The sequence below is a fragment of the Bradyrhizobium sp. UFLA05-108 genome (genome assembly GCF_059803455.1).
This window is the reverse complement of record NZ_JBANAZ010000020.1, coordinates 99,684-118,089: the sequence shown is the minus strand read 5'-3', so window position 1 is coordinate 118,089 and position 18,406 is coordinate 99,684. Positions and strand designations below refer to the sequence as shown.

Sequence of the window (18,406 nt, the reverse complement as noted above, 5' to 3'; positions counted from 1 at the left end):
GGAACCTGGACCGGCTCAACTCACTCGGAGCAACGCGTCTGGATCATTTATGCTCCATCCGCCAGGCGCCGTCCCAATCGGCGGTGGGTGGATCTGCCTGGAGCCTGTCGAGGCGGGCGAGCAGTGTACGTGACGGACCATCGCCGGGAACGCTCTCCAATGCCGCGTTGAAGGCGTTCCGGGCCTCGTCCCAGCGGCTGCCGCGGTACGCCGCAAGCCCTTCGGCATAGTGCGCCCTCAGGCTGATCTGCTCCTGCGGGAGCGCGCCGGCCTTGCCCATCACCTCGAACACGGGCTGCGGCATGCTCTGGCCGACAACCGCAAGGCGGTCGATCTCGCGCAGCTCGAGGCTTACACCGAGCGCCGCGGCGGTCGCCTGCGAGATCAGGATGCGGGTGCCGTAAAATTTGTTCGCCGCCTCCAGCCGCGAGGCGAGATTCACCGCATCGCCCATCACGGTAAAGCTCATCATCAGCTCCGAGCCGATGCTGCCGGTCAGAACCTCGCCGGTGGCGATGCCGATCCTGAGGTCGCATGGCGCCGGCATGGCGCGGATGCCGAGGAGATCGGGGAGCTGCTTCTGAAGCGCTGGCACCTGGTCGGCCATGTCGAGCGCGGCATGGCAGGCGAGTTGCGCCTGCTCGGCCTCCTCGATGAAAGGCGGGCCCCAATAGGACATGATGGCATCGCCGATATATTTGTCGATGACGCCGCGGTTGGCCCGAATGGGTTCCGACATGACCGTGAAATAGTGATTCATGACCTTGACGAGACCACGCGGAGTCATGCCCTCGCTCATCGAGGTGAAGCCGCTCATGTCGCAGAACATGATGGTCATCACGCGCCGCTGGCCGTCGACGGCGACCTCGGGCCGGTCGATCAGCCCCTGCACCACCTTCGGGTCGATGTAGCGGCCGAAGGTCTCGCGGATGCGCTCGTTGCGGCGGAGCTGCTCTATCATGCGGTTGAAGGCGGCGGCGAGCTCGCCGATCTCGTCCTGCGTCGACACGCTGATCGTATGGTCGAAGCGGCCCGCCTCGACCTCGCGCGTGCCGGCGAGCAGCAGCCGCACCGGACGCGTGATGCCGCTCGATACCAGGAGCGCGAAGGCGAGCCCGACGATCGCCGCAAGCAGGGTCACCAAAGCCGAGATGACGATCGTCTGCGTCTGGTGGCGGATCACCGCCCTCGTGCTCGCGAACACCTGCCCCAGCATGTCGGCGCGGATCGTGTCGATCCGCTGGTTGAACACATCGCGCAGCGTATCGACTTGGGTCATCGTATCACGCGCCGCGGCGAAGTCCTTTGCGTCGAGCTGCTTCAGCAGCCTTGTGTCGGCCTCGGTGAGCTCGCGGCGCAGCTCCGAAAGAGCGTTCTCGATCCTGGCGTCGATCCGTCCGAGCGCAGCGTTGTCCGACGGCGTGCTCTCGTCCTCGATGATCGCGTTGATCAGTTTGCGCGCAGCTTCGGCCTCCTTGACGACCAGCGCGTCCGTCTGCCTGTAGTCGCGCAGGCGGGCCGCAAAGCCCTCCTCGTCCGGTGGCGTCTGCATCTTGGCGATCACCATGCGCCGCAGCGCCAGCGCCCGCTCCAGCGAACGGACATTGGCACGCGCCAGGTCGCCATAGGCGGGAATATACCGATTGGTCAGCTCATCGAGGAGATTGCCGACCCGGCTCGACATCACCATCGACAGGATCGAGGTGACCACCATCAGCACGATCAGGCCGAGGGCGATGCCGACGATCTTGCGCCTGATCGATTGGTTGAAAATCGGCATGGCGGGCTTGGGTCATTTGGGATTGAGGAACCTTGCGACTCCATACACCGGAACCGTAGCCTGAAACACGCGCAATCTGGTCTTGAAGGCTGCTTCGCAGGGGTTTTTGCGATAGCCGCTGGCGCAATCCATCAAAGGTTAACACGCATTTACGATTTCACGGAGCGGCCCGTGCCATGCTGAGCGTGAGTTGCAAAAGCTCTCAGGTTCGATTTCGGCGGCATTTTTGCCGCAATGTTGCCGGAGCGTGACATCGATCAAACGAGGCCGTGCTATCGTTTGAGTCGCTCAAGCCCGCATCACGTCGCGGATCTTGGTTTGTGCTGATGGTTTCGCAGGGGGACCATGGAATGAACCAGTGCCTACGCTCGCTTGCGTGTTTCCTCGCCATGGCTGCACTTGCGCTCGTCTCGACAGAGGCGGCGGCGAAAGGCCATAACAAGCAATCCGGTCCGAAAAAGACGCATGAGGCGAAGGCCGGCAAGCAGCGCAGCGCTGCGGCCAGCAAGCATCGCCACAGCAAGCATGCCGAAGCGAAACGGAAATCGAAGAAGCAGGACGAGGACCCCTCGGAGAAGCCCTCGAGGCCGCCGCTGACGGGCGACCTCGCCGCGCTGAAGGACGCGATCGATCTGGCGCGCAAGGCCAAGACCGATGACGCCACCGCGGCCAGGAACCGCATCGCCGATCCCGCCGGGCAAAAGCTCGCCGAATGGTTCATCCTGCGGCACTCAGAGACGACCGCCGACTTCAATCGTTACGTCGCGTTCACTGCCGCCAATCCGGACTGGCCGAGCATCGCCTCGTTCCGTCGCCGCGCCGAGGCGCGGCTCTGGCAGGAGAAGAGCGATGCAGCGACCGTGCACAAGTTCACCGCCGATCGGCCGCAGAGCCCCAAAGGCAAGTTCGCGCTCGCGCGCGTGCTGCTGGCCGAGGGCGATCGCGACGCAGCCGCAAGGCTCGTGCGTGACGCCTGGCGCGCGGAGGAATTGTCCGAGCGCACCGAGAGCGACGCTTACGAGACGTTCGGCGAACTTTTGACCGCGGATGACCATCGCGCCCGCATGGACAAGCGGCTTGGCGCCAGGGACTACGGCGCGGCACGGCGCGCCGCAAAGCGTCTCGGCAGCGACGAGCTTGCCATCGTGAAGGCCTGCGCCGCGGTCAGCGGCAAGGAGACCAAGGCCCAGGACTATCTGGAGGACGTGCCGGCGGATGCGCGCCGCGATCTCGGCTACACGCTGTGCCGCGCACAATGGCACATGCTGAAAGACCGCATCGACGACGCGGCGCAGGTCATCCTCGCGGCCTCTCCCGACACCATGGCGCTCCAGGACACCGATGCCTGGTGGCGCGAGCGCCGGCTCCTGGCGCGCAAGCTGCTCGACCAGGGCAGGTTCAGGACGGCCTACGACGTGGTGCGCGCGGCCGCCGTTCCGGCGATGGAGGTCTACCGCATCGACTATCACTTCATGTGCGGCTGGATTGCGCTGCGCTATCTCGACGATCCCAAGACGGCGCTGACGCACTTTGCCGCCATCGACGGCGGCTCCGCCAACCCGATCGCGCTGTCACGGGGGCACTATTGGCGCGGCCGCGCGGCGGAAGCCCTGGGAGCAGCCGCCGACGCGCTTCGGAGCTACCAGGCGGCCGCACGTTATTCGACCGCCTATTACGGCCAGCTCGCACGTGCAAGGCTCGGCCTTGAACGCATCGATCTGCGCGCGCCCTCGCCCGTGCTCGCCTCCGACACGGCACAGCCCTCGGATGAGCGCGTGCGCGCGGCCGACATGCTCTACGAGGTCGGCGAGCGCGACGTTGCGTTCTCCTTCGTCGCCGATTTTGCCGGAGAGAGCACCGACGCTGCCGCGCTCGAAGCGCTCGGCGAGCTCACGGGCCGGCGCGACGACGCCCACGCGATGCTGGAGATCGGCAAGCTGGCGCTCGCTCGCGGGCTCGCGCTCGACCACTACGCCTTCCCGACCATCGGCATTCCCCCGCACAAGCAGGTCGCGCCCGAAATCGAGACGAGCGTGATCTATTCGGTGGTGCGCACCGAGAGCGCGTTCGACCAGCGCGACAAGTCGCCGGCCAACGCGGTCGGGCTGATGCAGGTCACGCCGGAGGCAGGGCGCGACACCGCCAAGCGGTTCGGCGTCAGCTACGACTGGGATCGCATGGTCTCCGATCCCGTCTACAACACCCAAATGGGTGCGGCCGAGCTCAGCGCGCTACTGTCGGAATACCGCGGCAACCAGATCATGACCTTCGCCGGCTACAATGCCGGCCGTGGCCGGGTCAGGGACTGGGTGCAGGCGCACGGCGATCCCCGCGACCCCAAGATCGATCCGGTCGACTGGGTCGAGCGCATTCCGCTGTCCGAGACGCGGAACTATGTCCAGCGCGTGATGGAGAACGTCCTGGTTTACCGTGCCCGGTTCGAGAACGCCGGCGCGGTGGCAGCGAAGTCCGACGGGCGCGTGGTGACGCAGGAGGTCCGCGCAAGACCTGCAGCGGCAACGCCTGCGAGCTTCACCGGCGCGGATTGACTCTCGGATTGAGCCCTGCCTTGGATCGACTTTGATTGACTTTTGGAGCCGTGGGTGGGCTAGCGAAGCGTGACCCACCACGATGTGGAGGGGGCGTGGTGGTTACGCCATCTGCTAACCCACCCTCGCTGGTCGACGCCTCCGGGGCTGGACGAGGCGCCTCTCAGGTCTGGTGACTGCGGCCCCACGCGGGCTCAATTGCGTGGCTCGCTATCACCTCCTTCCATCGCCATCAGGTCGTGAGCGCCCAAACATGCGTCGGTCAATACTCGCGAGAAAGTCCACATCTGTATCGTAGAGCTCCAGCACGACACCGCCCCCAGGACTGCGAGGACTTCGACGACGCGACTGGCGACGGTCGCGATGTTTTCGGTGGCCCGCGTCCCTGTGAGACCGGGCATCGACCATTCCATCATCAGCGTCGCAAGCTCGTTTTGGCGGTAGCAATCATGGTCACAGTACCGGCGCTGCGTTCGCGCATGCCGGATATAGCCCGATTGGAGCGGCTGCGAGCAGGTGCTGCACGCGGCCTCGCGCGACGGCGGCTCGTGATTGACCACCACGAACTTCATGAGGCCGCCCTCGCGCGCTCCTGCCGCTCCGCCCCGGCCTCACGAAGCAGCGCGTAGCATTCATAGTCGCAATAGGGCAGACGTGTTCCGATCTCGCGCAGATAGCTGCCGCGGATGCGCTCGCAGCACTGCAAGCACCAGGTTTGCCGGAACGGCGTCCTATCGTTCACCAAGACGAAGGCGAACCTCATGTGGCACCTCCCAATGCGAAGCAGTAGACAGTATCCAGCGGAGAAAGCGCGGGAGGCGGCGCGCAAAGATGGTTGCGGCCATCCGGGTTGTCCCTGTTCCGCTCTACCTTCTGGGCAGGGACCGGGATGTATTTGCCGTCTTCCCGGCGGCGAGCGTAAAGCTTGCCGTCTTCGTACCTGATGTCGGTCGGGTAGCAGTCTGCGTTGTTGCAGCAGCTGAGCGCCGGGTTATCCGGCATGTGCCAGGTCGAATAGAACTTTTCGTGCAGAGCCTGATCCTGAGGAGGATGCTGGCGATGGGCCGCACCTTGCCCTACCTCCTGCGCCCGGACCGCCGCAGTGAGGCCAAGGAGGAGAACGCCCGATAAGAGAAGCTTGCACGATGGGTTCACACGCAGCCTCATGGATCAGAATTGCTGAACGGCCAACCTCTCCGGCTAAAACTTACGCCACTTGAGCTCGAAACAACCAACGGCGGTCGCGTTCGCTGCGCGCACGGAAACGATCGAGGCACTTCTTGGAACAAAGCGCGGTTCGCCAGGAATAGTATCGGATCAAGCCAAACTGCCTGTTGCAGACGGCACAGCTCTGGTCTGAAAGACGGCGGTCAGACTGCTCGCACTCAGACTGCTCGGACTTGTCGCACATTGTTCTCTCCCTCGTTCGTCGACCTGCTCCCTTCTCTGGACAGCAGACGCGTAATGGATCGCGGGAATCGCCGTTTCGTTATTGCGGCACGCACAGATGAAGCGCGGCGTAAGCGTCGTTGCGGTCCGCCAGATCCTGCGGAACGTACGGGCAGCGAACGCAGAGTTTCACTCTCATGGCGACATCCCGAGCAACGCAGCCGCTTGGCCTTTCGTCCTGCGTCCGTCGGTGAGACCGCTTGAACCCTGCGCCTGAGACCCGGTTCTTTCGCGATCGCCGCCAGCGGCAGCACCATCGACCTTTCCCGATCGGTCATGAGGCTAGTCCGTCAGCCACAACATTCTCAATTGTACGGAGGTAAATGACCGACATGACTAGGGATGGGCGAGCTATACCTAGGTTTGTCCCGTAGTCGCCCGGGGTTTGCGCCAATGCTCTTCGCAACGAGACGGCGCACGATGCGCCGGCTGCACGGCTTCCGCGAATCGCTGGCCAGCATAACCGCGCTTCGTTCGCGGCGGGCCGCATAGCGAGCCGCAGGTCCGAAGGCGACACGTCGTGCCCTTGCCATCGACCCGACTTTGGTCGGGGGGAATTGCCGACGTTGTTGCAACGTGGTCTACTTGCATTCACCGCAGAGATGACCCGAGACTGTCTGCGATGAAGCCTGGCCAGATAGCACAAATCTGGAAGTCAGCAGCGCAATTCGTCTTCGGTTGCGTTGTGCTGGCGCTGGTGACCGCGGCCTGTTTCTTCCTCCAGGTCGGGCTCGCCGCGACCGCGTTCTGCTATCTCGTGGTGATCCTGCTGTTCGCAGTCATGGACAGCTTCCTTGCCTCCGCTCTCCTCACTCTCCTCGCCGTTGCCGCGCTCGACTTTTTCTCCGCCCCGCCCCTCTTTGATTTCCGCATCTCCGATCCGCAGGATCGCCTGGTGATCGCTCCGTTCCTTTTCGCGTGCCTGATCGGGTCGGGATTGATCCAGCGGGCCCTCAGCGAACGGCGGACCGGCCGCTTCAGGCCGATCGTCAAATCCAGCAATGCCGATCTGCACGAGGCTATGACGCAATGGCAGCAGGTCTTCGAGCACAACCCGGTCATGTATTTCATGGTCGATCCTGCCGGAACCGTGGTGAACGTGAACACGTTCGGCGCTGCGCAACTGGGCTATACGGTAGCGGAGCTGATCGGCCAATCGGTGCTGGGTGTGTTCTTCGAGGAAGACCGCGGCTTCGTCCGCCAATGCGTTGCGCTGTGCCTTGGGACCGTCGGTCAGTCACATACCTGGGAAATTCGGAAGGTGCGCAAGGACGGCTCGGTCCTGTGGGTACGCGAGAACGCCAAGGCCATGCCGCAGGCTGGTGGCAAGCAGATCGTGCTGGTCGCCTGCGAGAACATCACCGAGCGCAAGGAAGCGGAGAATGCGCTGCGACAGAGCGAGGCTTACCTCTCGCAGGCGCAGGAATTGAGCCACACCGGCAGCTTCGGCTGGAAGGCCGCGACCAGCGAGATCACCTGGTCGAAGGAGACATATCGCATCTTCCAATGCGACGAGGCTGAGAAGCCCACGATCCCCTTCATGCTCCAGCGTATCCATCCGGACGACAGGCTCGCGGTGCGACGAACCACAGGGCGCGCGATGCGCGAGGGTTGCGATTACGACCACGAATACCGGCTCGTGATGCCCGACGGCGCCGTGAAATATGTTCGCGCGGTGGCCCGCGCCCTGCGAGACGCCGGTGGTAGCGTCGAGTTCGTTGGCTCGGTGAGCGATGTCACCCCGGCCAAGGAGGCAGAACGGCGACTCCGCGAAAGCGAGCAGCGCTTCCGCGACTATGCCGAAACCGCGTCCGACTGGTTCTGGGAGACAGGGCCCGACCATCGCGTCACCCGCGTCTCCGAACATCTCGAAACGGCCGGCATGGCCCCTTTCTGGGCGGTCGGGCTCAGACGTTGGGACATTGCTCCCGATGCCGCGCTCCAACCGGAGAAGTGGCAACAGCATCGGGCGGCACTTGACGCACACGCTCCGTTTCGCGACCTCGTGTACCGGAGCAAGGACCGGAACGGACAGCCGACCTATGTTCGCACCAGCGGCAAGCCGTTCTTCGACGCCAACGGCAATTTCCTCGGCTATCGTGGCGTCTGCACCGATGTGACCGCGGCCATCCGCGCCGACCAGGCCGAACAGGCGCTCCGCAAGGCGCAGACCGAGCTTGCCCATGTGACGCGCGTCACGACGCTCGGCGAGCTGACCGCCTCGATTGCTCACGAACTCAATCAGCCCCTCGCCGCCGTGATGGCCAATGCCGACGCGTGCATCGGCTGGCTGCAGCGTAGTCCCCCCGATCTGAAAGGGGCGCGCCGCTCGGTGGAATGGATCATCGAGGATGGCAACCGCGCCAGCGAGGTGATCCGTCACGTCCGAGCACTTGCCAAGAGAACCGACATCGAGATGGTTCCTCTCGACGTCAACGGGGTCGTTCGCGAGGCGGTCGCGCTCGTTCAGCGCGAGATGGCCAGCCACGCCGTATCGGTGCGAATGGAGTTGAGATCAGCACTACCCAACATTTTCGGCGACCGAATCCAGTTACAACAGGTGCTGATCAACCTGATCATGAATGGGATCGAAGCGATGGAAGGCGTCAAGGACCACCCGCGTGAGCTGTTGATCCGCTCCGGTCCGGATAAAAATGGATCAGTGCTGGTAAGCGTTACGGACCGTGGCGTCGGCATCTCTGCCGATGCGATTGATCGGATGTTCACACCGTTCTTCACCACCAAATCCAGCGGCCTGGGCATGGGCCTCTCGATCTGCCGCTCCATCGTCGAGGCACACGGCGGACGACTGTCGGTCTCGCCCAATGAGGGGTGCGGCGCGACGTTTCAGATCACCCTGCCCTTGCATCGGGAGGAAGCGTCGTGACCGATCGCCCCGCGCCCTCCTTGCCGCAGGCCGATAGCAATGAGCCGATAGTCCTGGTCGTCGACGATGACCCGTCGGTGCGCCGGGCGCTCATCAATCTCTTTGAATCGGTCGGCCTCAGGGCTGCTGCATTCGGCTCGGCGCAGGAGATCCTGCAAAGCAAACCGCCGGAGGTCCCCAGCTGTCTGGTGCTGGATATCCGCCTGCCGGGACTGAGCGGCCTCGACCTGCAGGCCGATCTCGCTAAGGCAAACATCCACACACCCATCATCTTCATCACCGGCCATGGCGATATACCCATGACCGTCCGGGCCATGAAGAGTGGCGCGGTCGACTTTCTGACAAAGCCGGTGCGCGACCAGGACATGCTGGACGCGGTCCAGGCCGCGATCGAGCGCGACCGCAAGCGCCGCGAGATTGAGAAAACGGTGTCGAACGTCAGGTCCCGCTTCGAGTCGCTCACCCCGCGGGAACGGGACGTGCTGTCCCTGGTCGCGTCTGGCTTGATGAACAAGCACGTGGCCGCCGAACTCGGATTGGCCGAAATCACCGTCAAGATCTATCGCGGCCAGATCATGCGGAAGATGGGTGCCAAGTCGCTGGCCGAGCTGGTGAAAATGAACGAGGCGCTCGGGATTCAGAATGCCAAGCGGGACGAACAAACCTAAGTATGAGTTCCAAATCTCGCTTGATGGGCCCACCTTGACTCCCGGCCGGCGCGCGGCGGCAGGCAGCTCGGGAGCGGACATCTTGTCAGCGCCTTCAGTGATTTCGGTGCTCGACGATGATCCCTATGTGCGGGCCGCGATCGACAATCTTCTGGCGTCGCGCGGATACGTTGTCCACACATTCGCCTCGGCCGAAGAGTTCCTGGGCTCGACCGATCTGAACGGCGCCAGTTGCGTGATCGCGGACGTGCAGATGCCGGTCATGTCCGGCATCGACCTGTTGACGCAGATGCGTACCCGGGGCTCGGCCACGCCGTTCATATTCATTACGGCCTTTCCGGATGAGAGCGTGCGCGCACGTGCGCTGAGGGCCGGCGCACTCTGCTTCCTTGGTAAGCCGTTCGTCGCCTCGGAGCTGATGCAATGCCTGGAGATGGCGCTCGGAGGACGGGCCGACGCCACGGCGTGATCTCTATCCTCATGGTGAGGAGGCCGCGAAGCGGCGTCTCGAACCATGAAGGCCCCCGCTGTCGCCAGCGGCCATCCTTCGAGACGGGCGCTCTGCGCCCTCCTCAGGATGAGGTCGGAACGTCAGGCAGCACGCTCAAGCCCGCCTCAATCCACCTTGATGTCGGCCGCCTTGATGATCGGCCACCACTTGGCGATCTCGGCCTTCTGCCGCACGCCGAGCGCTTCGGGGGTGAGCTGGTCCTGAGGCGGCATTTCGAGGCCGAGATTTTCCATCTGCTTCTTCACGGCGGCATCGCCGAGCGTCTCCACCACCGCGGCGTTGAGCCTGGATATGATCTCCTGCGGCGTGCCCTTGGGCACCCAAAGGCCTGACCACAGCGTCATCTGAAAGCCCTTCAATCCGGCCTCATCGGCGGTGAGGATTTCGGGCGCGGACGCCAGGCGCTTGTTGTCGCTGATCGCGTAGGCACGGATGGTGCCGGCGCGAACCTGGTTGATGGAGTTGGAGGTCTGGTCGACGATGATGTCGATCTGGCCGGCGACGAGGTCGTTCAGCGCCGGCCCCGTGCCGCGATAGGGTACATATTGCAGCTTGATGCCGGAAACGCTCTCGAAATAGACGCCGGCGATGTGGCTGCCGGAGCCCGCACCGGCCGTGCCTGCGGTCGCGGGCTCCGGGCGAGACTTCAGCCAGGCGAGCAGTTCCTTCAGCGATGTTGCCGGCACGGCGTTCTTGCTGACGACGATCATGGGATTGCTAGGTAGCAGCACCACCGGCTCGAGATCGGCGACGAGATCATAAGGAAGCTTGTAGACAGCGCCATTGGCCACGTGCGTACCAAGATGGCCGAAGGAGATGGTGTAGCCGTCAGGAGCCGAATGCACGGCGCGTCCCACCCCGATCGAGCCTCCGGCCCCGGTGACGTTCTCGACCACCACCGCCTGGCCGAGGCTCGCCCGCATGCGCTCGGCGAGCACGCGCGCCATCGCATCCGACGGCCCCCCGGCCGCGAACGGCACGATGATGGTGATCGGACGTGAGGGATAGGTGTCGGCGCGCGTGGCGCCGGTCGCGCTAAGGATTGCGAACAGAGCGGCCCAGATCATCTTTCGCATCTGCGTCTTCCTACAGCGTCTCTTTTCACCTCTTCCCGCTTGCGGGGAGAGGGAGAACTACGAGCCCGCGCTAGAACTGCGAGAAGTCGATCGGCTTGTGGCGGTCGAGCGTGCGGGTGACCGGCGGCAGCGGATATTTCAGGCCGGTCGCACAGTTGAACAGCATAACGCGATCGTTCTTGGTGACGCGGCCGTCTGCGAGGCTCTGCTTGTAGGCGGCGTAGGTCGCGGCACCCTCGGGACACAACAGCAACCCCTCCTCACGCGCGACCTCGCTCAGCGCCGACGAGATCTTGTCGTCATCGACCGCAATAGCAAAGCCCTTGCTCTCGCGCACGGCGCGCAGGATCAGGAAATCGCCGATCGCCTGCGGCACGCGAATTCCCGAGGCGATCGTGTGGGCATCCTCCCAGCGCGCTGCGTGCTCGGTGCCCTCCTCATAGGCCCGCACCATGGGCGCGCAGCCGGACGCCTGCACCGCAACCATGCGCGGGCGCTTCGATCCGATGAAGCCGATCTTCTCGAGCTCATCAAACGCCTTCCACATGCCGATCAGGCCGGTGCCGCCGCCGGTCGGATAGAAGATCACGTCGGGCACGTCCCAGCCGAGTTGCTCGGCGAGTTCCAGCCCCATCGTCTTCTTGCCCTCGATCCGGTACGGCTCCTTCAGCGTCGAGGTATCGAACCAGCCGACCTTCGCCTTGCCCTCGCCGACGATCTTGCCGCAATCGTCGATATAGCCGTTGACGCGATAGACGGTGGCGCCCTGCAATTCGATCTCGCTGACGTTCACCTCCGGCGTATCGGCGGGGCAGAAGATCGTGGTCTTGATGCCGCAGGAGGTCGCATAAGCAGCAAGCGCCGCGCCTGCATTGCCGTTGGTCGGCATCGCCATGTGCTTGATGCCGAGCGCCTTGCCCATCGACACCGCCATGACGAGGCCGCGCGCCTTGAACGAGCCGGTCGGAAGGCGGCCTTCATCTTTCACAATGATCTCGCCGCCGCCGAGCTTTTGCGTCAGTTTTGGCAGCCGGATCAGCGGCGTCGTCACCTCGCCGAGCGAGACGATGTCCTTGCACTTTCGTACCGGCAACAGTTCGCGGTAGCGCCACATGTCGGCGGGGCGCTGGCTCAGCGCCTCCTTGGTCAGCGCCTTCTTCACGCCCGCGAGGTCGTAGCGCACCAGCAATGGCTTGCCGGCTTTCGACAGATTGTGAACCTGGTCGGCCGGATACTGATCGCCCTCCATCGCGCATTCGAGATGCGTGACGAAGGTCGGGCGTTCGATGGTGAGGTTGTCGTTGTCTTTCATGGCTTATTTCTTTCTTCTTATGCCAATGGCCTCTCCGCGCCCGTCATTTCGAGCGAAGCGACGCAATCCAGACCGTTTCCGCGGATGAACTCTGGATTGCTTAGCTACGCTCGCAATGACGACAGCGGTCAGATGTTCAACACTCTTCCATACGCATCCAGCACGGCTTCCTTCATCATTTCCGACAGCGTCGGATGCGGGAAGACCGTGTGCATCAGTTCCTCTTCCGTCGTCTCGAGGTTCATCGCGACGACATAGCCCTGGATCAGCTCGGTGACCTCCGCGCCGATCATGTGGGCGCCGAGGAGCTGCCCGGTCTTCTTGTCGAAGATCACCTTGACGAGGCCCTGGTCCTCGCCGAGCGCGATCGCCTTACCGTTGCCGACGAAGGGGAAGCGGCCGACACGGATTTCGCGACCGCTCTCCTTGGCCTTGGCTTCGGTGAGGCCGACGGAGGCGACCTGCGGATGGCAATAGGTGCAGCCCGGGATCATGTTCTTGTCCATGGCGTGCGGATGCAGGCCCTTGATTGCCTCGACGCAGATCACTCCCTCATGCTCGGCCTTGTGAGCCAACATGGGCGGACCGGCAACGTCACCGATGGCGTAGATGCCAGGAACGTTGGTCTTGCCGTAGCCGTCGATGACGATGCAGCCGCGATCAGTTTTGACGCCGAGCTTTTCGAGGCCGAGATTCTCGATGTTGCCGACGACGCCGACGGCGGAGATCACGCGCTCGAACTCGGTCGTGACAGGGTTGCCCTTGCCGTCGTCGATGGTGGCGACGACGCTGTCGGCCTTTTTGTCGAGCTTCGTCACCTTGGTCGAGGACATGATCTTGATGCCCATCTTCTCGAAGCGCTTGCGTGCAAGGCCCGCGATCTCCGCGTCCTCGACAGGCAGAATCTGCGGCAGCACCTCGACTACGGTGACGTCGGACCCCATGGTGTGGAAGAAGGACGCGAACTCGATGCCGATGGCACCCGAGCCGACAACCAGCAGCGACTTCGGGATACGCTCCGGGATCATGGCCTCGAAATAGGTCCAGACCAGCTTCTTGTCGGGCTCGAGCCCCGGCAGCACGCGCGGCCGCGCGCCGGTCGCGATGATGATGTGCTTGGCCTGATAAGTCCCCTCGCCCAGCGAACCCTTCGGCCCTTCGACGTCGGACTTCTTCACAGTGACTTTGCCGGGCGCATCGATCGAGGCGGCGCCCCAGATGACGCTGACCTTGTTCTTCTTCATCAGGAATCCGACGCCGTCGTTCAGCCGCTTCGAGACGCCGCGCGAGCGCTGCACCACCGCCTTCGGATCGAACGAGACCTTTTCCGCCGACAGGCCGTAATCCTTGGCGTGCTGCATGTAGTGGTAGATCTCGGCCGAGCGCAGCAGCGCCTTGGTCGGGATGCAGCCCCAGTTCAGGCAGATGCCACCGAGATAGGACTTTTCGACGATCGCGGTCTTGAGGCCGAGCTGCGCGGCGCGGATCGCGGTGACATAGCCGCCGGGGCCGGAGCCGATGATGATGACGTCGAAGGATGTGTCGGCCATTGCGGCTCCCATTCAACTGGACTTCGTAGGGTGGGCAAAGCGACGCGTGCCCACCGCCTTCCAACGCTATGAAAAGGTGGGCACGGCGCGTTGCGCCTTTGCCCACCCTACGTATTCACCGGTCGCGGCTCACACCATCATCATGACGGGATTTTCGATCAGCTGCTTGAACGCGCCGATCAGCTCGGCGCCGAGCGCGCCATCGATGGCGCGGTGGTCGCAGGACAGCGTCACGCTCATCATCTGTGCGATCTCGATCTTGCCGCCCCGCACGACAGGCCGCTCCTCGCTGGTGCCGACCGCAAGGATCGTCGCATGCGGCGGGTTGATCACCGCGGTGAAGTCCTTGATGCCGAACATGCCGAGGTTCGATACCGCGGTGGTGCCGCCCTGGTACTCTTCCGGCTTCAGCTTGCGCGACCGCGCGCGGGTCGCAAAATCCTTCATCTCGTTGGAGATGGTGGACAGCGTCTTGGTCTCTGCCTTGCGGATGATCGGCGTGATCAGGCCGCCGGGCATTGCCACCGCGACACCGACGTCGGAATGGTGGTGCTTGACCATGCCGGATTCGGTCCAGCTCACATTGCAGTTCGGGATCTTCTGCAGCGCGACCGCCATCGCCTTGATGACGAAATCGTTGACCGAGATCTTGTAGAGCGGCTTCTTCTCCTTGTCCTTTGGAGCTGCCGCGTTGATCTCCTCGCGCGCGACCAGAAGCTTGCCGATATCGCAGTCGATCGTGAGATAGAAGTGTGGGACGTTCTGGATCGACGCGGTCAGGCGCTGCGCGATGGTGCGGCGCATGCCGTCATGCGGGACGATGTCGTAGGAGCCCGGCTCGAACAGCGCCAGGATCTGCTTGTCCGACATGGTCGGCGCGATTGACGGTCCAGCGGACGGCGCCGCTGCCGGCGCCTTCAGGCCCTTGCCGGACTTGGCCTGCTCGACGTCGCGCGCGACGACACGTCCGTGCGGGCCGGTGCCGGTGACCATCGCGATCTGGATCCCCGCATCCTTGGCAAGACGGCGCGCCAGCGGCGAGGAGAACACGCGGCCGCCTTGGCCGTTGGTTTGCGCAGCCGGTGCCGCAGGAGCAGCAGCAGGAGGCGGTGCCGCCGTCGACGGAGCCGGTGCGGGGGCTGGGGCGGCAGCCGGTGCTTCCGCGGCTTTCGGCGGCGCAGCCGACGCGGCGGGCTTGGCAGCGCCCGCGGCCTTCACGTCCTCGCCCTCGCCGGCAAGCACGGCGATGACATCGTTCACGGGGACGTCCTGCGTGCCTTCGGGCACCAGGATCTTGGCGATCGTGCCTTCGTCGATCGCCTCGACCTCCATCGTGGCCTTGTCGGTCTCGATCTCGGCGATGACGTCGCCGGATTTGACCTTGTCGCCCTCTTTCTTCAGCCACTTGGCGAGGTTGCCCTTCTCCATCGTTGGCGAGAGAGCGGGCATCAGGATGTTGATGGGCATGCTGACCTCACGAAGAACTTCTCAAAACGTCGTCTCCCGACCCACCGGAAGACGAACAGACCAGGATTAGTTACCGATGTCGCCCTGCCACAGGCGCTCATTGGCGGGATTGGAACGCCACGTTTTCATCATGGCGATGGAGCGGTCGTCGGCAAGATCGATCCAGGGGATGCCGAGCTTGTCGAGAATATTTTTGGAGCCAGGGAAGGCCTCGGCCTCGCCGATCGCCTCCAGCATGACATCGCAGTGATGGGATTCGATCGCCACGCTCAGTGCCCCTTCTGACCGCGCGGCGTCGTGGTGCCGAGATCGGTCGGACGCTCGATCTCGGCCTCGAACATGTCGAGGATCCGGCCGAGCGCATCCTCCTCGCTCATCTCGCTCTCGCGCGCGTAGGCGCGCGCGGCATGACGAGCGAGATCGACGAGCAAGAGGCCCCACATGTCAGGCTCCTCGAAGGCACGCTGGAACGCCATCGACAGCCCGCCGTCGAGCACGAACACGCGCAAAATCTCGATCGCGTCCTCGCGTCCAATCACGTCAGGCGGAAGTGGCTGTTCCTTGGGCCCTGCCATGGTCTACCTGTAGCAGACGGCTTTGGCGGCCTCGACCACTTCGGCTGCCGAGGGCAGCGCGAGCTTCTCCAGGTTCGCTGCGTAGGGCATCGGCACGTCCTTACCCGAAACGCGTGTCACCGGCGCGTCCAGGTAGTCGAAGGCGTGCTCCATGATGCGCGCTGCGATCTCGGCGCCGACGCCGCTCTGGGCCCAACCCTCCTCCACCGTGACGGCACGGCCGGTCTTCTTCACGGAGTTGATGAAGGTCTCGGTGTCCATCGGCCGCAGCGTGCGCAGGTCGATCACCTCGGCCTCGATGCCGTCCTTGGCGAGCTCTTCGGCGGCCTTCAGCGCATAGGTCATACCGTTCGACCACGAGATGATCGTGACGTGGCTGCCGGAGCGCACGATGCGCGCCTTGCCGATCGGGATCACGTAGTCGTCGAGCTTCGGCACTTCGCCGGTGTGGCCATAGAGAACTTCGTTCTCGAGGAAGATCACCGGATTGGGATCGCGGATCGCGGCCTTGAGCAGGCCCTTGGCATCCGCGGCCGAATACGGCGCGATCACCTTGAGGCCCGGAATGTGCGAGTACCAGGAGGAGTAATCCTGGCTATGCTGGGCGGCGACGCGCGCGGCGGCACCGTTGGGACCGCGGAACACGATCGAGCAACCCATCTGGCCGCCGGACATATAGAGCGTCTTGGCGGCGGAGTTGATGATCTGGTCCATCGCCTGCATGGCGAAGTTGAAGGTCATGAACTCGACGATCGGCTTCAACCCGGCCATCGCGGCGCCGACGCCGATGCCGGCAAAGCCATGCTCGGTGATCGGTGTGTCGATGACGCGCTTGGCGCCGAATTCCTGCAAGAGGCCCTGCGTGATCTTGTAGGCGCCCTGATATTCCGCAACCTCTTCGCCCATCACGAAGACGTCGCCGTCACGCCGCATCTCCTCGGCCATGGCATCGCGCAAGGCTTCGCGGACGGTCTGCTTCACCATCTCAGTGCCGGCGGGCACCTCGGGATCGGGCTCGGCAACAGCTTGCGGCGCGGAAGGCGCCGCTGATTTCGGCGCAGGCGCCTCGGCCTTAGCCGCGGCGGGCGGCGCGGACTCGGCGGCCTTGGCAGGCGCGGGCGCCTTCGCCAGATCAGCGGCGCTCTCGCCATCGGCAAGAATCGTCGCGATCGGCGTATTCACGGCGACATCCGCCGTGCCTTCGGGGATCAGGATCTTGCCGAGCGTACCCTCATCGGTCGCCTCGACCTCCATGGTCGCCTTGTCGGTCTCGATCTCGGCAATCACGTCGCCCGACTTGATCGTCTCGCCCTCTTTTTTCAGCCATTTGGCGAGGTTGCCCTTTTCCATCGTGGGCGACAGCGCGGGCATCAGCACTTGAATTGGCATATCGACTCCAAAAGAAAGCTTGCGCGCTATTAGCGGTAAACGTCGGTCCAGAGCTCGGACACATCCGGCTCGGGATCATGCTGGGCAAAGTCGGCGGAGGCATTGACGATGTCGCGGACCTCGGCGTCGATCGCCTTGAGGTCCTGCTCGCTCACCTTGGCGGCCAGGAGGCGGTTGCGCACCTGCTCGATCGGGTCCTGATCGTGACGGACCTTCTCGACCTCCTCGCGCGTACGGTATTTTGCAGGGTCCGACATCGAGTGGCCGCGGTAGCGGTAGGTTTGCATCTCCAGGATCACCGGGCCCTTGCCGGCGCGGCACCATGCGACCGCCTCGTCAGCCGCAGCCTTCACCGCACGGACATCCATGCCGTCGACCTGATGACCGGGGATGTTGAAGGACAGGCCGCGCTTGGAGAAATCCTGCTGCGCCGAGGCGCGCGACACCGCCGTGCCCATGGCGTAGCGGTTGTTCTCGATGACGAAGATCACCGGCAGCTTCCAGAGCTCCGCCATGTTGAAGCTCTCATAAACCTGGCCCTGGTTCGCCGCTCCATCGCCGAAATAGGTAATGGCGACGTTGTCGTTGCCGCGATAGTGGTTGGCGAAAGCGAGCCCCGCACCGAGCGAGACCTGGGCGCCGACGATGCCGTGGCCGCCGTAAAACTTCTTCTCCACGCTGAACATGTGCATGGAGCCGCCCTTGCCCTTGGAATAGCCGCCGCGGCGTCCGGTGAGCTCGGCCATGACGCCCTTGGCCTCCATGCCGGTGGCGAGCATATGGCCGTGGTCGCGATAGCCGGTGATGACCTGGTCGCCGTCCTTCAGCGCCATCTGCATGCCGACCACCACGGCCTCCTGGCCGATATAGAGGTGGCAGAAGCCGCCGATCGCACCCATGCCATAGAGCTGGCCGGCCTTCTCCTCGAATCGCCGGATCAGGAGCATGTCGCGGAGCGCCTTGAGCTCCTGCTCTCTGGTGAATTCCGGGGGCGAGCCGCCGTTGGTCTTGTCCTGCGCTGCGCTTGCGGCGGCTTTCTTGGGTGCGGCCATAGGAATTCCGGGTCAGAGAAAACTAAGCCCTCTCTAACCTAACTCAATCGCGCGCGAAAGCACCGCGGCGACATCGCGCGATATTCATTATGCCGCACTGCAACGTGACCGAAATATTGCAAAATCTTTGGCGCCGATCGG

The 18,406-nt window shown here is 63.9% G+C and carries 16 protein-coding genes; 5 read left to right on the top strand and 11 right to left on the bottom strand.

The features are described 5' to 3' along the window. Window positions 1-43: 43 nt before the first annotated feature. Complete coding sequence (locus SO140_RS17075; protein ID WP_449383282.1) at window positions 44-1,780, bottom strand: adenylate/guanylate cyclase domain-containing protein; 1,737 nt, start codon at window positions 1,778-1,780, stop codon at window positions 44-46. A 350-nt stretch (window positions 1,781-2,130) separates the two neighbouring features. On the opposite strand from SO140_RS17075, the gene SO140_RS17070 reads away from it, so the two are divergent. After that, the gene (locus SO140_RS17070; protein WP_498542869.1) at window positions 2,131-4,329 is read left to right on the top strand and encodes a lytic transglycosylase domain-containing protein; all 2,199 of its coding nucleotides are present in this window, start codon (window positions 2,131-2,133) and stop codon (window positions 4,327-4,329) included. Window positions 4,330-4,523: 194 nt separating this feature from the next. On the opposite strand, the gene SO140_RS17065 is transcribed toward SO140_RS17070, so the two are convergent. After that, entirely contained in the window at window positions 4,524-4,901 is a 378-nt protein-coding gene (locus SO140_RS17065) for a hypothetical protein (protein ID WP_498542868.1), read from the bottom strand. Further along, the gene (locus SO140_RS17060; RefSeq protein WP_449383279.1) at window positions 4,898-5,092 is read right to left on the bottom strand and encodes a hypothetical protein; all 195 of its coding nucleotides are present in this window, start codon (window positions 5,090-5,092) and stop codon (window positions 4,898-4,900) included. Before SO140_RS17060 ends, SO140_RS17065 begins: the two co-directional genes overlap by 4 nt. A gap of 68 nt (window positions 5,093-5,160) precedes the next feature. Between SO140_RS17060 and SO140_RS17055 the strand changes: the two genes are divergently transcribed. The 4 genes from SO140_RS17055 to SO140_RS17040 all read left to right on the top strand — a co-directional run bounded on the left by SO140_RS17055 (window position 5,161) and on the right by SO140_RS17040 (window position 9,802). Next, window positions 5,161-5,460, top strand: a complete 300-nt coding sequence (locus SO140_RS17055) for a hypothetical protein (RefSeq protein ID WP_449383278.1) — start codon at window positions 5,161-5,163, stop codon at window positions 5,458-5,460. 940 nt (window positions 5,461-6,400) lie between these two features. After that, the gene (locus tag SO140_RS17050; protein WP_449382346.1) at window positions 6,401-8,665 is read left to right on the top strand and encodes a PAS domain S-box protein; all 2,265 of its coding nucleotides are present in this window, start codon (window positions 6,401-6,403) and stop codon (window positions 8,663-8,665) included. After that, on the top strand, window positions 8,662-9,333 hold the full coding sequence (locus SO140_RS17045; protein ID WP_498542867.1) for a response regulator transcription factor: 672 nt from the start codon (window positions 8,662-8,664) through the stop codon (window positions 9,331-9,333). The genes SO140_RS17050 and SO140_RS17045 overlap by 4 nt, the downstream gene beginning before the upstream one ends. 82 nt (window positions 9,334-9,415) lie before the next feature. Then, window positions 9,416-9,802, top strand: coding sequence for a response regulator transcription factor (locus SO140_RS17040; RefSeq protein WP_449382341.1), 387 nt, complete (start codon window positions 9,416-9,418; stop codon window positions 9,800-9,802). 146 nt (window positions 9,803-9,948) lie between these two features. Here the strand turns inward: SO140_RS17040 and SO140_RS17035 are convergent, their stop codons facing one another. The 8 genes from SO140_RS17035 to pdhA form a co-directional block, all read right to left on the bottom strand. Further along, a complete protein-coding gene (locus SO140_RS17035; RefSeq protein ID WP_498542866.1) occupies window positions 9,949-10,920 on the bottom strand; it encodes a tripartite tricarboxylate transporter substrate binding protein BugD in 972 nt (323 codons plus the stop codon). A gap of 70 nt (window positions 10,921-10,990) precedes the next feature. Beyond that, entirely contained in the window at window positions 10,991-12,232 is a 1,242-nt protein-coding gene (locus SO140_RS17030; RefSeq protein WP_498542865.1) for a threonine synthase, read from the bottom strand. A 128-nt stretch (window positions 12,233-12,360) separates the two neighbouring features. Next, the gene (lpdA, locus tag SO140_RS17025) at window positions 12,361-13,782 is read right to left on the bottom strand and encodes a dihydrolipoyl dehydrogenase (protein WP_498542864.1); all 1,422 of its coding nucleotides are present in this window, start codon (window positions 13,780-13,782) and stop codon (window positions 12,361-12,363) included. Window positions 13,783-13,911: 129 nt separating this feature from the next. Further along, the gene (locus tag SO140_RS17020) at window positions 13,912-15,249 is read right to left on the bottom strand and encodes a pyruvate dehydrogenase complex dihydrolipoamide acetyltransferase (protein WP_498542863.1); all 1,338 of its coding nucleotides are present in this window, start codon (window positions 15,247-15,249) and stop codon (window positions 13,912-13,914) included. A 66-nt stretch (window positions 15,250-15,315) separates the two neighbouring features. Further along, a complete protein-coding gene (locus SO140_RS17015; protein WP_449382336.1) occupies window positions 15,316-15,516 on the bottom strand; it encodes a hypothetical protein in 201 nt (66 codons plus the stop codon). Window positions 15,517-15,518: 2 nt separating this feature from the next. Further along, complete coding sequence (locus tag SO140_RS17010) at window positions 15,519-15,824, bottom strand: DUF5076 domain-containing protein (protein ID WP_449382335.1); 306 nt, start codon at window positions 15,822-15,824, stop codon at window positions 15,519-15,521. Between the two features lie 3 nt (window positions 15,825-15,827). Then, window positions 15,828-17,213 (bottom strand): pyruvate dehydrogenase complex E1 component subunit beta, encoded by a 1,386-nt coding sequence (locus tag SO140_RS17005; RefSeq protein ID WP_498542862.1) that lies wholly within the window; start codon window positions 17,211-17,213, stop codon window positions 15,828-15,830. A gap of 29 nt (window positions 17,214-17,242) precedes the next feature. Then, window positions 17,243-18,265, bottom strand: a complete 1,023-nt coding sequence (gene pdhA / locus SO140_RS17000; RefSeq protein ID WP_449382333.1) for a pyruvate dehydrogenase (acetyl-transferring) E1 component subunit alpha — start codon at window positions 18,263-18,265, stop codon at window positions 17,243-17,245. Window positions 18,266-18,406 lie beyond the last annotated feature (141 nt).

Excerpts from the sequence above, each read along its gene's own strand:
- SO140_RS17060 (WP_449383279.1), bottom strand. The coding sequence starts at position 5,092 with ATGAGGTTCGCCTTCGTCTTGGTGAACGATAGGACGCCGTTCCGGCAA.
- lpdA (WP_498542864.1), bottom strand. The coding sequence starts at position 13,782 with ATGGCCGACACATCCTTCGACGTCATCATCATCGGCTCCGGCCCCGGC.
- SO140_RS17055 (WP_449383278.1), top strand. The coding sequence starts at position 5,161 with ATGGTTGCGGCCATCCGGGTTGTCCCTGTTCCGCTCTACCTTCTGGGC.
- pdhA (WP_449382333.1), bottom strand. The coding sequence starts at position 18,265 with ATGGCCGCACCCAAGAAAGCCGCCGCAAGCGCAGCGCAGGACAAGACC.
- SO140_RS17020 (WP_498542863.1), bottom strand. The coding sequence starts at position 15,249 with ATGCCCATCAACATCCTGATGCCCGCTCTCTCGCCAACGATGGAGAAG.
- SO140_RS17050 (WP_449382346.1), top strand. The coding sequence starts at position 6,401 with ATGAAGCCTGGCCAGATAGCACAAATCTGGAAGTCAGCAGCGCAATTC.
- SO140_RS17070 (WP_498542869.1), top strand. The coding sequence starts at position 2,131 with ATGAACCAGTGCCTACGCTCGCTTGCGTGTTTCCTCGCCATGGCTGCA.
- SO140_RS17010 (WP_449382335.1), bottom strand. The coding sequence starts at position 15,824 with ATGGCAGGGCCCAAGGAACAGCCACTTCCGCCTGACGTGATTGGACGC.
- SO140_RS17065 (WP_498542868.1), bottom strand. The coding sequence starts at position 4,901 with ATGAAGTTCGTGGTGGTCAATCACGAGCCGCCGTCGCGCGAGGCCGCG.
- SO140_RS17005 (WP_498542862.1), bottom strand. The coding sequence starts at position 17,213 with ATGCCAATTCAAGTGCTGATGCCCGCGCTGTCGCCCACGATGGAAAAG.
- SO140_RS17075 (WP_449383282.1), bottom strand. The coding sequence starts at position 1,780 with ATGCCGATTTTCAACCAATCGATCAGGCGCAAGATCGTCGGCATCGCC.
- SO140_RS17035 (WP_498542866.1), bottom strand. The coding sequence starts at position 10,920 with ATGCGAAAGATGATCTGGGCCGCTCTGTTCGCAATCCTTAGCGCGACC.
- SO140_RS17030 (WP_498542865.1), bottom strand. The coding sequence starts at position 12,232 with ATGAAAGACAACGACAACCTCACCATCGAACGCCCGACCTTCGTCACG.